Below are 13,686 nucleotides of genomic sequence, written 5' to 3'. Positions count from 1 at the left end.
CGGGATCGCCGACAAAGTCGGCTCCCACCAGGTCAGCTACCCACCAGGTAGAGGGCTCCCGCCAGGCTCAGAAGCGCTCGAGCACGCCGGCGATGGTCGCGGTCATGAAGGTGGCGATCGAGCCGCCCAGCACGGCGCGCAGGCCGAGACGGGCGAGGTCGCCGCGACGGTTGGGCGCAAGGCCGCCGATGCCGCCGATCTGAATCGCGATCGAGGAGAAATTGGCGAAGCCGCATAGCGCATAGGTCGCGATCAGGCGGCTTTCCGGCAGCAGGTCCGGGAGGTGCCGGGCGAGGTCCGCGTACGCCACGAACTCGTTGATCACCACTTTCTGGCCGATGAAGCTGCCGACCAGGGTGGCGTCCCGCCAGGGCACGCCGATCAGCCACGCCACCGGGGAAAGCACCCAGCCGAAGATGGTCTCGAGGCTCAGCACCACCGGATGGCCGGTGCTGGCGGAAAGCCACGCATTGAGGCTGTGCTCACCGCCGATCGTGCCTGCCCACTGCACCGGGCCGTTGATCAGGGCGATCAACGCGATGAAGGCGAGCAGCATGGCGCCGACGTTCATGGCCAGCTTCAGGCCATCGCCCGCACCCGTGGCCGCGGCGTCGATGACGTTGGCCGTGGTCTTCTCGACGTCGATCTTCACCGTGCCGCGGGTGAGCGGTTCCTGCGTCTCGGGGACCAGGATCTTCGCCAGCACCATGGTGGCCGGGGCGGCCATGACGCTCGCGGTGAGCAGGTGCTTTGCGTAGAACATGCGTTGCGCCGGATCGTCGCCGCCAAGCATGGCCACGTAGGCCGCCATCACGGAGCCGGCGATATGCGCCATGCCGCCGATCATCACGGTCATCAGCTCGGCCTGGGTCATCCGCTCGATGTACGGCTTGATGGTGAGCGGTGCCTCGGTCTGGCCGATGAAGACGCTGGCGCAGACACTGGTGGTTTCCGCGCCGGACACGCGCATCACCTTGGTGATCACCCAGGCCATGCCCTTCACGATCTGCTGCATCACGCCGAGGTGGTAGAGCACGCCGGTGAGCGCCGCGAAGAAGACGATGGTCGGCAGCACCTTCACCGCGAAGATCACGCCGAACTTGCTGCTGTCGAGCAGGCTGCCGAAGATGAAGCGCGAACCCACGTCGACGTAGTCGAGCAGGCGCACGAAGCCCGTGGCGATGGCGTCGAAGACGTCGCGGCCCAACGGCACCTTGAGCACGATGGCCGCGAAGGCGATCTGCAGGGCGACGCCGGTGGCGACCAGCTTCCAGTCGACCACGCGCTTGTTGTTGGAGAAGCAGAACGCGATGCCGACGAGCACCGCCAAACCGAACAGGCCAAAAAGGACGTGGCCTAGCAGACCCAGCATCGTGACTTACCCCTTGGAAGGCCGGGGGCAGCCCCGTGACCACTTTAAAAAACGCGAGGTTACGGGAGGTGGCCTTGTGGGGCAAGGCGCGCTGCGGAATCGGGATGGGCCGACGTCTTTCATGCAGCCCCTGCCAGGGCTTACCCTCGACGCATGAATCTCTTCCTCACCATCGCCCTGGTCCAGATCGTGGCCCTGGTCACCCCCGGCCCGGATTTCTTCTTCGTGTCCCAGCTCGCCGCCAGTCGGTCGCGGCGCGAGGCTTTCGCAGGCGTGGTCGGCATCGCCCTCGGCGTGGCGGTCTGGGCGGCGCTGGCCCTGCTCGGCCTGCAGATCCTCCTGCACCGGCTGGCCTGGCTGGAGCGGGGCATCGCCATCGCCGGTGGCGCCTACCTCTGCTGGATGGGATTCCAGATGCTCCGGTCGGCGTGGAAGGCGAAGCCGGACGCCACCGTACCGGTGGTCGACGTGCGCGGCTCCAGCCCGTGGCGCGCGCTGGTGCGCGGGCTGGCCACCAACCTGGCCAACCCCAAGGCTGCGATCTACTTCGCCTCGATCTTCTCGGCCTTCGTCGGGGACGGCATGTCGGCCACGACGCGCTGGGGCCTCTGGGCCATGGTCACGTTGGAAACCCTGCTCTGGTTCGCCGTCGTGGCGGGCATCTTCGCCTTGCCTGCGATGCGTCGCGGCTACGTGCGTGCGAGCCGTTGGATCGACGGCGGCGCGGGAGCGATCTTCACCCTGTTCGGCCTGCACCTGATCCTCGGCCGCCGGGCGATCTAGCCCTTCTCGAGGTTGCGCGTCACCTGGGCCAGGCTTTCCGCCAACAGGCCGGGTTGGTCCACGCCCTCCAGCGCCGCGCGGGCGAGGTCGGCGATGAGTGCCCGCACGCGTTCGGCCATGCGCTTGCCGGCGGGTGTGAGGGCGATGTCGGCCAGGCGCCGGTCCGCCTCGTTGCGCACGCGCAGCACCAGGCCGCGTTCCACGCCCGCATCGACCGCATGGGTCACCGTGCTGGCATTGACGCCGCAGGCGCTGGCCAGTTCGGTGGAGATCATGCTGCCGCGCGAGGCCAGCATCAGCAGGATGTCGCTCTGCAAGGCGGTGAGCCCGAATTCACGTTGGGCACGGCGGCGCACGGCATCGCGCAGGCGCGATCCCGCCAGCATCAGGTCACGGCCCAGGCCCAGGGGCGAGGGCGTCGTCTCGTCGCCGGTCATGTCAATCGGCCGCGCGACGCCATGCGCCGGGAGGCATGCCTATCGTGCGGGTGAAGACCCGCGTGAAATGACTTTGTTCGGCGAAACCACAGCCCAGCGCGATGTCGGCCAGCGACATCTCCGTGCCGCGGAGCAGTTCGCATGCGCGTTCGATACGCCGGTCGAGCAGCCAGCGGTGCGGCGGCTTGCCCAGGCTGCGGCGGAACGCCCGCGAGAAATGGTTGACGGACAGCCCGCAGGCGTCGGCCACGGCGGACACCGGGAAGGACTGGTCCAGCCGCTCGTCCATGTAGGCGATGGCCCGGCGTTCCTGCCAGGTAGCGAGGCCCCCACGAGGGGTGGCCTCCTCCCGCGAGGGGCGGAAGGTCAGGATGGCACGCAGGGCCAGGGCGACGTGGGCGAGCAGGGGGGCGTTGGGTGCCTCCGCGCGCAGGCTGTCGAACAACACCTGGGCCAGGGTGCGCACGGCAGGCGGATGCTGCGCGCATACGTCGCCTTCCGCCTGTCGGCGAAACAGGATGGCACCCGCTCCCTCGGTGTCGGCCGCATAGGCGGCGCGATAGATCAGGAGCAGGTCGTCCTCGGCCTCGTCCGCGTCGTCGAGCAGGATCTCGGTGAGCTGGGCGCGCCCGCGCAGGTCGGCGATGAGGTTGACCCCCCGCTGCCGATCGCCACGGTCCACGGCGGCGGATCGTTGGGCAAGATCGACGATGACGGTGGGTAAACCCACGTGGCGGGTAGTGCAGGCTGGTTCGGCGCGGTACATGAGCCGATCCTCTCGAGGTATCGGATGACGAGCCAAGGATTGCGCATGCAAGGAATGCAGCCTACACCCTTAAGAGGTAGGTCACGCAACTAGGCCTTTTGGCCGCGTGTCACAGGACCCAGCGTGCGATGGCGGCCACCACGGCGAGCACGAGCACCACGATCAACACATGGCGCAGGTAGGCTCCGCCGGACGCGCCGCCGTCGTAGCTGGCATCGTCATAGTCGTGCGAGGCATCGCGCGGGTGGCGGACGAAAGGCAGGCGCAGGCGTTTGCGGCGTTTGACTGGCATGCCGTCATGCTACCGATTCAGGTACCTACCCGCGAGGTGTTCTTCAGTTCCTCGAGGATCTCCGGACCCCGCACATCGATATGGTCCAGGTTGTTCACGTAGAACCGCACGAAGGGTTTCTCCGCGTCCTTCGGCATCCACGGCTTCGCCCAGACGAAGACGACGCAATAGCCGTCCGCTTCCGCGATGAGTTTGTCGAGCCTCGCCCTTAGCAGCTTGCGCACGGGATAGGCGTCGATGTCCTTTGCCGTGAGGGTGATTGTCGGCCGCAGTTCGCCATCGTCGTGGCGGAAGGGGCGCGAGAAGCGCAGGTAGTAGCCGCCTTCCTTGGTGGCGCGCAGCGATGCCGTGCCCCACCACACGGCGCGGGTACCGAGCTGGTCGCCCACCTTCTGCCGGTAGATGTTGCGAAAGAGGGCTTCATAGGTGACGGTCTCGCCGCCGATATCGACCGTGGCCTCGGCCAGGTCCTTGTCCCGGCGGTGTTCGAGGAACTTCTGCACTAGCGAGGACAGCCGGTAATAGTGGCTGGGGCGCGGTTTCAGCCCGGTGCCGGCGCCAGTCGCCACGCGACGCGCGGGTACCGCTGTCGGGTCCACGTTCGCCGCCGCCGTGGTGGCGCGGAAATGATCGGCGGGTCGTTCCGCTTCGAAGACATCCGGTCGTTTGCCGGCGGCCGGTTCTCCACGGCCATGCGCCACCTCGCAGCTTTCCGCATGGTCTTCCAGGCGGCGCGATCGGAAATACGGGCGAATGCGCAGGTTCTGCTCGGGCTTGTCCAGGCAGGCGCAGATCAGCGGCGCGGAACAGCCGGTGCCGACGCAGGTGAACCTGGCGTCGTGGTCGAGCAGGTCGGCCCAGTAGAGTTCATAGGCGCGCTCGGCGGTGAGCCGTTCGTTGCGTTGGGGGGTGATCGCTTCTTCGATCGACACGGTGCGGGTTCCGGGGTGCTGTCTGTCCGGACTTTACCGCGGCCGACGCCACTTCACTGTGGGAGCCGCTTCAGCGGCGATGGGTGCCTGCCATGACCTGGCCCGCCGCCGCGGGATCGCCGACAGGCTCGGCTCCCACCAAGCAGGTTCAGAAGCTCCCGAACCCGCGGGCCGGCTCCAGCCCGAGATCCGTCTTCACCCCGCGCAGGAATGCCAGGACGTCCTCGTAGCGGCCGGCGGCCACGAGCGACTCGGCCGTCAGCAGTCCAAGGCCGGCGATGGGGTCGTCGCGGTACCAGGCGATGCGGGCGGATTCGTCAGGTTCGACACGGGCGGCCTCGCGCAGCACTTGCCAGGCGTGCGACTTGCGCACTGCGCCTGCGACGGTGGAATGGATATCGACGATCCGGGCGTGCGGCATACGGCTCAACCTCTATACGGCGGCGATGGTGCGCCGACACGTTGCATAGACGGCAACGTGCCTACCTTTCCTGTCCTGATCCTTTCCCGACGGAGATTCCGCTCATGGCCAAGGTCCTCGTTCTCTACTACTCGGCGTACGGTCACATCGAGACGATGGCCAACGCCGTCGCCGAGGGCGCCCGTGAAGCGGGTGCCAGCGTCGACATCAAACGCGTTCCCGAACTGGTTCCCGACGATGTCGCGAAAAAATCCGGTTTCAAACTCGATCAGGCCGCGCCGGTGGCACAGGTGGACGAACTCGAGAACTACGACGCGATCATCATCGGAACCGGTACCCGTTACGGCCGGATGACCTCGCAGATGGCCAACTTCCTCGACCAGACCGGCGCGCTGTGGATGCGGGGCGCGCTCAATGGCAAGGTGGGTGGTGCCTTCGCCTCGACGGCCACGCAGCACGGCGGCCAGGAGACGACGCTGTTCTCGATCATCACGAACCTGTTTCATCTGGGCCTGATCCCGGTGGGCTTGCCTTACAGTTTCCAGGGTCAGTTGAGACTCGACGAAATCACCGGTGGCAGCCCCTACGGAGCTACGACCATCGCGGCCAGCGACGGTTCCCGCAAACCCAGCGAAAACGAACTCGCCGGTGCCCGTTTCCAGGGCAGGCACATCGCCGAAGTCGCCACGAGGCTCTTCGGCTGAGGCTCAGGCTTCCTGCCAGCGCGAGCGACGCCAGTGGCTGGGGCTTTGCCCCACCAGGCGGCGGAAAAGGTTGCACAGGTGCGCCTGGTCGGAAAGGCCGCAGGCCAGGGCGATCTGGCTGAGCGGTTCACGGGTCTGCAACATCAGCGACTGCGCGCGCTCCACGCGGCGGCGCATGATGTACGCGTGCGGCGGATCGCCGAAGGTGTCCTTGAACGCCCGGCAGAAATAGCTGCTGGACAGCCCGGCGATCGTCGCCAGGTGCTCGATGGTGATCGGGAATCCCAGGTTCTCGTCCACATGGGCCGCCACGCGTCGGGCCTGCCACGGTGCCAGGCCTGCACCCGTACGACGGCGCGCCGCCATGGGTTGTTCCTGGGCCACGGCCGGCGCCTGCTCACGTTCCAGCAGTGCGGCCACGCGGGCGACGCAGGCACGGGTGGTGGCGAGGTCGGTCTCGGCGGCGGTGAGGGCCTGCTCCAGCAGGCGTGTGACGCTGGAGGACGCCATGCCATGCATGGCTTCGGAAGCCAGTGTGGCCCCCGTTCCGGCGTAAGCGTTGGTTTCGAATCGCATCTGCATCGGCTCCACGGCGGCGGCTCATGGGCGGGACTGCCCATGGAGGCAGCGTATGCGCGATGCGGGGTGGGCTGAATTCTACATACGGTCGGGGCGCTCCATACCAAAGGATAGGAGCGCCATGTCGCATTTCTTGTAAGAGCTGTGCCGTAACGGTCAAAAACCATCACCGGCGTGCAAGACTGATATGACATTTATCCATGACGATCCGGGCGGATTCCTACAAGACACCCAGTGTCCCCCTTCCGATGTCCCGATTCACACCCATGCAAAGCCGTGCCTACGCTCCCGCCGCGCGCCCGCGCCGGCTGGTGGCCGCATTGCTCATGGGTTTTGGCGCGCTCCTGGCCCTGGGCGTGTTCCTGGTCGACACCTTCACCCCCCTGCAAAGCGCGGTGGCGGTGGTGTACGTCGTCGTGGTGCTCCTGGTCGCCGCCAGCGGCAGCCGCCGGGCGATCGTCGGCGCCGCCGCGGGCTGCATGGTGCTCACCGCCGTAGCGTACTTCCGTGGCCATGGGTGGCTCGCTCTGGACGCGGCCATGATGCGCTGTGCGGTGAGCCTCGGCGCTATCGCCATCACCGCGGTGCTGGCGCTGCGCAACCGGGAGCGCCTGATCACCATCGCTGGCCAGGCCAGCCTGATCGAACTGACCCACGACTCCATCTTCGTCCGCGACATGGACGACATCATCGTGTTGTGGAACGGCGGCGCCGAGCAACTCTACGGCTGGACGGCGCATGAGGCCCTGGGGCGTCGTGCGAACGACTTGCTCGGCACGGCCTTCCCCGGCGACCGCAAGGCGGCCGATGCCGAACTGTCGGGCACCGGCCGCTGGGAAGGCGAGGTCATCCAGCGCCACCGCGATGGCCGCATCGTGATCGTCGAGGCGCGTTGCGCCCTGCTGCGTGACGAGCAGGGCAAGCCGAGGGTCATCCTGGAGGCTGGCACCGACGTGACCGAACGTCGCGCCGCGGCCGCCGCGACGGCCGAGAGCGAGCGCCGTTACAGGAGCATGTTCGAAACGGCCCGGTTCTCGTTCTGGGAAGAGGATTATTCGCGGGTGATGGAGCGGGTCGCCGTCCTGCGCGAGGAGGGCGTGACCGACCTGGCCGCCTATCTGGAGGCCCATCCCGAGTTCGTTTCGGAGGCCTGTGCGCTCACCTACGTGACGGACGTGAACGAGGCCACCGTTCGCATGCTCGGCGCGCAACGGCGCGAGGACCTGATCGGCCCGCTCAGCCGTTTCCTGCCCGCTTCCGAGCGCACCTTCGCCCAGGTGCTGCTGACCATCATCCAGGGTGGCGGCATCGCCGAGGGCGAAACCCACCTGGTGAACCTGCGCGGCGAACGGATCACCGTCCTGTTCGGCATGAATATGCCCCTGGGTCCCAGCCGATACGACCGCGTGCTGGTGAGCGTCGTGGACATCACCGACCGCAAGCGCGCCGAGCGGGCCCTGATCGCGGTGCAGGCCGAGCTGGCCCAGGCGGCGCGGGTCACGGCCCTGGGCGAGATGAGCGCATCCATCGCGCACGAGGTGAACCAGCCGCTGGCCGCGATCGTCACCCATGGCGAGGCCGCCCTGCGTTGGCTGCGCCGGCCCGAGCCGGACCTGGGCGAAGCCTGCGACGCCATCGAGCGCGTGGTGCGCGACGCCCGCCGGGCCAGCGAGGTGGTTCATCGCGTGCGCAGCCTGGCCAGCAAGGAGCCTCGCCAACACGTGCTGTTCGACCTCGGCGCCCTGATCGAGGAATGCGCGCAGTTGCTCGACGGCGAGATCGCCCTGCACCGCATCGTCCTGCGCGTGGAGATCGCCCGCGACGCGCCGATGCCGCGTGGCGACCGCGTCCAGCTGCAACAGGTGGTCGTGAACCTCATGGGCAATGCCATCCGGGCCATGTCGGCGGTATGCGGGCGCCGGCAACTGCTGGTGCGCGCGCGGCCCGAGGGCGACAATGGACTGCTGGTGGAAGTCGAAGACAGCGGCACGGGCATTCCGGAGCACATCGCGCCGCACCTGTTCGATGCCTTCGTCACCACGCGGGGCGATGGCATGGGAATGGGCCTTGCCATTTGCCGCTCGACGATCGAATCTCACGGTGGCCGCCTGTGGGCGACCAACCGTCCGGAAGGGGGAGCGACCTTCCATTTCACGCTGCCGGTCACGGTGGCCGAGGAGCTCCGGGCATGACACGGGTACCCATCGCCAATGCCGCGCGGACACCGATCGTATGCATCGTGGACGACGATGCCTCGGTGCGCGAGGCGCTCGCATCGCTGTTCCGCTCGGTGGGACTGAGCGTGGCCAGCTTTGGCAGCGCCGCCGATTTCCTCGCCCGCGACCATGCCGACGCACCGGGCTGTCTCGTGCTCGACGTGCGCCTGCCCGGGGTCAGCGGCCTCGACTTCCAGTCGCAGCTGGCGTCGATGGATAACCGCCTGCCGATCATCTTCATGACCGGACACGGTGACATCCCGATGTCCGTCCGTGCGATGAAAGCAGGGGCGCTGGATTTCCTGGCCAAGCCCTTCCGTGATCAGGACATGCTCGACGCCGTGGCCAACGCCATCGAGCGGGATGCGGCGGCGCGGCGCGACGCCGACGCGCTGGCCACCCTGCGCCAGGCCTACGCCTCGCTGACTCCGCGCGAACGGGAGGTCATGGGCCATGTGACCGCCGGGCTGATGAACAAGCAGGTGGGCGGGCTGCTCGGCTTGTCCGAGATCACGGTGAAGATCCACCGTGGCAATGTCATGCGCAAAATGGGCGCGAAATCCTTGGCGGAACTGGTAAAACAGGCGGAAGCGCTGGGCATTCGCTCCTGACCCGGTGCCCGCCGCACACTTCCGTATGATTTCCATTCCGGGCCGTGCGGCGCACTGTATGGTCGGCAGGCCCGGCAGGTGCCCGGGCGAGGACTCGAGGTTGGCCGCTAACAGGATTGTGGCGATCGTGGACGATGACGAGGCCGTGCGCGCGGCTACGGTGAGTCTGGTTCGGTCGCTGGGACACGAGGCACGGGGTTTCATCTCGGCCGAAGAGTTCCTCCGGCACGGGGGCGACGGCATCGATTGCCTCGTCACCGACGTGAACATGCCCGGCATGGACGGGCTCGAACTGCAACGGCGGCTCATCGAGCGCGGCCACACCTATCCCGTCGTCTTCGTCACCGGGTTCCCCGACGAAAGCCTGCGCGACCGTGCCATGAAAGAGGGCGCCTTCTGCTATATCGGCAAGCCGTTCAGCGGCGACGAGCTGGTCACCTGCCTGGAGCGGGCACTGGATCGCAGCCGGTAAGTACAGGCTTTTCGTCGTCGGGGTTTGCTACGCTCCGGGCCCATGACCCTCATCGTGTTCCTCATCCTTCTCGCCGTCGGCCTCGTCCTCCTGCTCCGGCGCCGTTCGCGCAGCGGTGTCGTCGTTGTCGTCCTTTCGCTGGCGTGGCTGTTCCTTGCCGGTTGCGGTCCGCTGACGGGCATGTTGCTAGGCCGGTTGCAGTCGGGCTTCGCACCGGACGTGGCGCAGTGGGGCCAGCGCAACGCGATCATCCTGCTGGGCGCCGGCACGGTGCGCAGCGGGGCCGGCGCCATCGAACCCAGCCTCTACGCCAACGGGCGGATCCTGCGCGCCGCCGAACTTTACCGTTCCTGCAAGGCCACCGGCGCGGACTGCAAGGTCGAAGTGAGCGGCGGCGACGCGATGAAGCTGCACCAGGCCGAAGCCGACGTCTACGCGATCACCCTCGACCGCCTTGGCATACCGCGCGCCGACCTGGTGCTCGAGGCGCGTAGCATGAATACGTTCCAGAACGCCCAGTTCAGCAAGCCGCTGCTGATGGCCTACGGTGCGGACAAGGTGGTGCTGGTGTCCTCGGCGGTCCACCTGAAGCGGGCGGTGCTCTATTTCGCCCACTTCGGCATCCGCGGCGAAGCGGTAAGGGGCGATTACGTCACCGCCCGTTACGACTGGTTGCCCACCTCGGAAAACCTCTCCTTCGCGGATTTCGCGATTCACGAATACATCGGCGTGGCCCGCTACCACTTCTATAACGCGATGGGCTGGAACGCGCCGAAGATTCCTGAAGAAAACGTGACCGCGCCGACGCATACGTAACAATTGGCGCTTTATGCTGGTTCACCGTCCGGCACGGACCCGACAACCCAGGAGTTGCCCGTGAAGTCACGTTATATCCTCGCCGCCCTGCTGGCCGCCGCCTCCATCGCGCCGGTCGCCGCCTTTGCGCAAGAAGCCGCCCCGGCCGCGAATCCCGCCAGCGCGATTCCCGCTTCGGACAAGCAGGCGATCCAGAACTACAACCTCAACGAGGACGTGTTCAACCGTATCGTGAAGGTTTCGCAGGATGCGAAGAAGCAGGGGATCAAGCCGAAGGATGCGAAGACCGATTTCTCGAAGATCCATTCACTCGACGATCTCGCCGCCCAGGTGACCGCCGCCGATCCGCGGATCGAGCCGCTCATCAAGAAGTACGGTTTCACGCCGCGTGAGTTCCTGCTGGCGAACCTTGCCGTCACCAACGCGGCGATCGCCTCGGAGGCGAAGAACAATCCGCAGATGGCCGCGTACGTCGACCAGTCCAAGGTGAACAAGCAGAACGTCGCTTTCTATGAAGCGCACAAGGCGCAGATCAACGCCCTGATGGCCCAGGACGACGCCGGCGGCGGTCAGTGACGACTGTGTTCTCAGGCTCGGCTTCGCCATCGTGTTTTGTTTTGCCTTGAGGCAGGGGAGCCGCCGGGCGTCACCCTGATCGCTAAGTCCTCGTCCGGCCTTCGCCTCCCTGCGGAATCGCTCCCAGGGTGACGCCCGACGGCTCCCCTCCGGGTTCGTGACGAGGGTGTTGTGAAAAGCGTGGGGCCTGTTGCCTTGACGCTTGTCGCGGATGTTGTGAGTGAGGGAAGGTAGCCGTTGGTCGACTTGCGTCGTGTGCGGACACGAACCAGCACTGCCGTTGATTTGCTCTTGGCGTTTCGCGACGCGGCAGGGTCTCGCAAGTACCCATCGCGGACAGGGTCGGCTCCCACCTAAGAAAGTCGTGCGTCCAGGCCCCCTCGCGCTGCTCGCCCAACAACCCACCGTGTCGTCCGGAGGGGAGTCGTCGGGTGCCGTTCTCTGAGCGATTCCGCAGGGAGGCGAAGGCCGGACGAGGACTTAGCGAACGAGAATGGCACCCGGCGGCTCCCCCTTCCTCGACGCAAAAAAAAAAACGATGGCGAAGCCGAGTCGTGTTCCCAGCCTTCCGCGAAGAATCCTTTATTTCCCCAGGTATTGCTCCAGAGCTTGGATCGCCTCGGCGCAGTCCGCGCGGCCGAAGCCGATGCGGAAGCGGTCGGTTGGGGTGGTGGTGAGTTCCGACCGGTAGTTGGAAGCGGGGAGCAGGAGCACGCCGGCTTGTTCGACGAGGTCGGTCGCGAATGCGTCGACACCCTCCGGTCCCAGGTATCGCGGATAGGCGATGCAACCTCCATCGGGGCGATACCACTGGAAGCGGTCGGGCCAACGAGCGAAGAAATCGTCCAGCGTGGCGAGGTTGCGGTCGATGCGCTTGCGATGTCCATCCAGGATCGTCGAGCGCGCTTTCAGCGCGATCAAGGCCAATGCCTCCGACGGTCCGGCGTTGCATATCGACAGGTAGTGCTTGTAGCGCTCCATCCGCTGTAGCAGCGCGCGGTCCGCGCAAGCGATCCAACCGATGCGCAGTCCCGGCAGGCCATAGGCCTTGGACATCACGCCCAGCGATAACCCCTTTTCATAGACATCGGCGGCTTGGGGCAGGTGTGTCGACCCCGAGGGGCCGAGGGAGTGGTACACCTCGTCGCTGAAGAGCCAGATGCCGTGTTCGCGGCACAAGGCCACGAGGGCGTCGAAACGCTCGCGCTCGAGGATCTTGCCGGTGGGATTGTGCGGAAAGTTGATCGATACCACGCGGGTATTCGGTCGGATCGCCGCGGCCACGTCGTCGATGTCGAGGGACCAATGGTCGTCCGGATTCAGCGCGACGCCGGTTACCTCGCAAATCGACAGCGGAATCGTTTCGGCGGCCTGGTAATTCGGGGTGACCACGATGGCGTGATCGCCGGGTTCGAGCAACACGCGCATGGCGATATAGATGCCTTCCTCGGCACCCGCGAAACAGAGGATGTCCGCCGCTTCGCGTTGCTGGTATGTCGACGCGATGGCCTCGCGCAGCGCGGGTGCGCCGTAGGTCTGCGTGTAACCCAGGTGCAAGGCCTCGAAGGCCTCGCGATCGGCGGGCTCCGCGAGCGCGAGCAATTGGGCGAGGCTCATGCTCTGGGCATCGGACGCCGTGAGGTGGTAGCGCGCGGCGAATTCCCAGCGCGAGAACCAGCTTTCGAGTCGGAAGTCGGGAAGGGTGGTCATGGTCGGGCGTGGTCCCGTTTGTAGACAATATGTCTCATATAAACATAATGTCCATGCATGCGCCACATGGCCCCTCCTCCCTATAGAAATGCATGGCCAGCGGATACAGTGTCGCGATGAACTCCACGCGCACCACCCTATGGCTGCCGGCGCTTGCCGTGCTCGGCTCCGTGACGTCGTTGTGCATCGGCACGTCGTTCGCGAAGAAGCTGTTTCCGCTGATTGGCGCCGAGGGCACGTCGGCGCTTCGCGTCGGTTTTTCCGCACTGGTGCTGCTGATCGTGTGGCGCCCCTGGCGCTGGCCATTGAGCCGCCGCGACGCGGGATCGGTGATCCGGTACGGGCTGACCCTTGGCGTGATGAACCTGCTGTTCTACCTCGCCCTGCGCACGATCCCCTTCGGGATCGCCGTGGCGATCGAGTTCAGTGGGCCTCTGGCGGTGGCGATGTGGTCGTCGCGTCGGCCGGTGGATTTCGTCTGGCTTGCCTGTGCGGTCGCAGGCCTCGTCATGTTGTTGCCGCTTGGCCACGACAGCCCGCTCGACCCCATGGGCGTCACGCTGGCGCTGGCCGCCGCCGTGTGCTGGGCCCTTTACATCGTCTTCGGCAAGAAGGCAGGGCACCTGCATGCGGGACATTCGGTCTCGCTGGGATTGGTCGCCGCCAGTTTCGTCGTCGTGCCCTATGGGATCGCGCATGCGGGAGCGAGTCTGCTGAATCCCGGCATCCTGGCTGCCGGGCTCGGTGTGGCCGTCATTTCCAGCGCTATTCCCATGTCATTGGAGATGATGGCGTTGAAGCGCCTGCCGAGTGAAACCTTCGGCATCATGGTGAGCCTGGAACCCGCCGTCGCATCCCTGCTGGCGATGTTGCTCCTGGGCGAACACCTCATATCGTCGCAGTGGCTGGCGATCGGTTTTATCGTGCTGGCATCGATCGGCAGCACGGTGACGGCGAAGCGCGCGGCGACCCCTTCGGCGGAAGTGGTCGGCTGAGGTC

The 13,686-nt window shown here is 66.4% G+C and carries 16 protein-coding genes; 8 read left to right on the top strand and 8 right to left on the bottom strand.

Features of this window, described 5'->3' with window-relative positions:
• Positions 1–67 precede the first annotated feature (67 nt).
• Positions 68–1,372, bottom strand: coding sequence for a NupC/NupG family nucleoside CNT transporter (locus ACN9M2_RS15775; protein WP_426285580.1), 1,305 nt, complete (start codon positions 1,370–1,372; stop codon positions 68–70).
• A gap of 153 nt (positions 1,373–1,525) precedes the next feature.
• Between ACN9M2_RS15775 and ACN9M2_RS15770 the strand changes: the two genes are divergently transcribed.
• Entirely contained in the window at positions 1,526–2,155 is a 630-nt protein-coding gene (locus tag ACN9M2_RS15770) for a homoserine/threonine efflux transporter (RefSeq protein WP_426285579.1), read from the top strand.
• Here the strand turns inward: ACN9M2_RS15770 and ACN9M2_RS15765 are convergent.
• The 5 genes from ACN9M2_RS15765 to ACN9M2_RS15745 form a co-directional block, all read right to left on the bottom strand.
• Positions 2,152–2,592 (bottom strand): MarR family winged helix-turn-helix transcriptional regulator, encoded by a 441-nt coding sequence (locus tag ACN9M2_RS15765; protein WP_371024505.1) that lies wholly within the window; start codon positions 2,590–2,592, stop codon positions 2,152–2,154. The genes ACN9M2_RS15770 and ACN9M2_RS15765 overlap by 4 nt on opposite strands.
• A 1-nt stretch (position 2,593) precedes the next feature.
• Positions 2,594–3,358, bottom strand: coding sequence for a helix-turn-helix domain-containing protein (locus tag ACN9M2_RS15760; protein WP_426285578.1), 765 nt, complete (start codon positions 3,356–3,358; stop codon positions 2,594–2,596).
• A 109-nt stretch (positions 3,359–3,467) separates the two neighbouring features.
• Positions 3,468–3,650, bottom strand: a complete 183-nt coding sequence (locus ACN9M2_RS15755) for a hypothetical protein (RefSeq protein WP_426285577.1) — start codon at positions 3,648–3,650, stop codon at positions 3,468–3,470.
• A 17-nt stretch (positions 3,651–3,667) separates the two neighbouring features.
• Entirely contained in the window at positions 3,668–4,582 is a 915-nt protein-coding gene (locus ACN9M2_RS15750) for a hypothetical protein (RefSeq protein ID WP_426285576.1), read from the bottom strand.
• A 148-nt stretch (positions 4,583–4,730) separates the two neighbouring features.
• A complete protein-coding gene (locus tag ACN9M2_RS15745; RefSeq protein WP_371024511.1) occupies positions 4,731–5,003 on the bottom strand; it encodes a hypothetical protein in 273 nt (90 codons plus the stop codon).
• Between the two features lie 104 nt (positions 5,004–5,107).
• On the opposite strand from ACN9M2_RS15745, the gene wrbA reads away from it, so the two are divergent.
• On the top strand, positions 5,108–5,707 hold the full coding sequence (wrbA, locus tag ACN9M2_RS15740) for an NAD(P)H:quinone oxidoreductase (RefSeq protein ID WP_426285575.1): 600 nt from the start codon (positions 5,108–5,110) through the stop codon (positions 5,705–5,707).
• A 3-nt stretch (positions 5,708–5,710) separates the two neighbouring features.
• Here wrbA and ACN9M2_RS15735 read toward each other — a convergent pair whose 3' ends face one another.
• Complete coding sequence (locus tag ACN9M2_RS15735; protein ID WP_426285574.1) at positions 5,711–6,283, bottom strand: helix-turn-helix transcriptional regulator; 573 nt, start codon at positions 6,281–6,283, stop codon at positions 5,711–5,713.
• A gap of 269 nt (positions 6,284–6,552) precedes the next feature.
• On the opposite strand from ACN9M2_RS15735, the gene ACN9M2_RS15730 reads away from it, so the two are divergent.
• The 5 genes from ACN9M2_RS15730 (at position 6,553) to ACN9M2_RS15710 (ending at position 10,977) form a co-directional block, all read left to right on the top strand.
• Positions 6,553–8,478: a PAS domain-containing sensor histidine kinase gene (locus ACN9M2_RS15730; RefSeq protein ID WP_426285573.1), complete on the top strand. Its 1,926-nt coding sequence runs from the start codon at positions 6,553–6,555 to the stop codon at positions 8,476–8,478.
• A complete protein-coding gene (locus tag ACN9M2_RS15725) occupies positions 8,475–9,113 on the top strand; it encodes a response regulator transcription factor (RefSeq protein WP_426285572.1) in 639 nt (212 codons plus the stop codon). Before ACN9M2_RS15730 ends, ACN9M2_RS15725 begins: the two co-directional genes overlap by 4 nt.
• A 127-nt stretch (positions 9,114–9,240) precedes the next feature.
• Positions 9,241–9,585, top strand: coding sequence for a response regulator transcription factor (locus ACN9M2_RS15720; protein WP_426285571.1), 345 nt, complete (start codon positions 9,241–9,243; stop codon positions 9,583–9,585).
• 42 nt (positions 9,586–9,627) lie between these two features.
• Positions 9,628–10,401 (top strand): YdcF family protein, encoded by a 774-nt coding sequence (locus ACN9M2_RS15715; RefSeq protein WP_426285570.1) that lies wholly within the window; start codon positions 9,628–9,630, stop codon positions 10,399–10,401.
• Positions 10,402–10,461: 60 nt separating this feature from the next.
• Positions 10,462–10,977 (top strand): hypothetical protein, encoded by a 516-nt coding sequence (locus ACN9M2_RS15710; RefSeq protein WP_426285569.1) that lies wholly within the window; start codon positions 10,462–10,464, stop codon positions 10,975–10,977.
• A gap of 582 nt (positions 10,978–11,559) precedes the next feature.
• Here ACN9M2_RS15710 and ACN9M2_RS15705 read toward each other — a convergent pair.
• Positions 11,560–12,687: an aminotransferase class I/II-fold pyridoxal phosphate-dependent enzyme gene (locus ACN9M2_RS15705; protein WP_426285568.1), complete on the bottom strand. Its 1,128-nt coding sequence runs from the start codon at positions 12,685–12,687 to the stop codon at positions 11,560–11,562.
• Between the two features lie 92 nt (positions 12,688–12,779).
• Here ACN9M2_RS15705 and ACN9M2_RS15700 point away from each other — a divergent pair, with 92 nt between their 5' ends.
• On the top strand, positions 12,780–13,682 hold the full coding sequence (locus tag ACN9M2_RS15700) for an EamA family transporter (protein ID WP_426285567.1): 903 nt from the start codon (positions 12,780–12,782) through the stop codon (positions 13,680–13,682).
• Positions 13,683–13,686: the final 4 nt, after the last annotated feature.

The sequence above is a fragment of the Luteibacter sp. E-22 genome, assembly GCF_049913125.1.
Lineage (GTDB): Bacteria > Pseudomonadota > Gammaproteobacteria > Xanthomonadales > Rhodanobacteraceae > Luteibacter.
The sequence above is the reverse complement of the archived record's forward strand: the minus strand, read 5'-3'. Positions and strand labels throughout refer to the sequence as shown.

Bases quoted from the DNA above. Each gene is read 5' to 3' on its own strand.
- ACN9M2_RS15700 (WP_426285567.1), top strand. From the start codon at position 12,780: ATGGCCAGCGGATACAGTGTCGCGATGAACTCCACGCGCACCACCCTA.
- ACN9M2_RS15755 (WP_426285577.1), bottom strand. From the start codon at position 3,650: ATGCCAGTCAAACGCCGCAAACGCCTGCGCCTGCCTTTCGTCCGCCAC.
- ACN9M2_RS15765 (WP_371024505.1), bottom strand. From the start codon at position 2,592: ATGACCGGCGACGAGACGACGCCCTCGCCCCTGGGCCTGGGCCGTGAC.
- ACN9M2_RS15705 (WP_426285568.1), bottom strand. From the start codon at position 12,687: ATGACCACCCTTCCCGACTTCCGACTCGAAAGCTGGTTCTCGCGCTGG.
- ACN9M2_RS15745 (WP_371024511.1), bottom strand. From the start codon at position 5,003: ATGCCGCACGCCCGGATCGTCGATATCCATTCCACCGTCGCAGGCGCA.
- ACN9M2_RS15735 (WP_426285574.1), bottom strand. From the start codon at position 6,283: ATGCGATTCGAAACCAACGCTTACGCCGGAACGGGGGCCACACTGGCT.
- ACN9M2_RS15770 (WP_426285579.1), top strand. From the start codon at position 1,526: ATGAATCTCTTCCTCACCATCGCCCTGGTCCAGATCGTGGCCCTGGTC.
- ACN9M2_RS15730 (WP_426285573.1), top strand. From the start codon at position 6,553: ATGCAAAGCCGTGCCTACGCTCCCGCCGCGCGCCCGCGCCGGCTGGTG.
- ACN9M2_RS15715 (WP_426285570.1), top strand. From the start codon at position 9,628: ATGACCCTCATCGTGTTCCTCATCCTTCTCGCCGTCGGCCTCGTCCTC.
- ACN9M2_RS15725 (WP_426285572.1), top strand. From the start codon at position 8,475: ATGACACGGGTACCCATCGCCAATGCCGCGCGGACACCGATCGTATGC.
- ACN9M2_RS15775 (WP_426285580.1), bottom strand. From the start codon at position 1,372: ATGCTGGGTCTGCTAGGCCACGTCCTTTTTGGCCTGTTCGGTTTGGCG.
- ACN9M2_RS15760 (WP_426285578.1), bottom strand. From the start codon at position 3,358: ATGTACCGCGCCGAACCAGCCTGCACTACCCGCCACGTGGGTTTACCC.
- wrbA (WP_426285575.1), top strand. From the start codon at position 5,108: ATGGCCAAGGTCCTCGTTCTCTACTACTCGGCGTACGGTCACATCGAG.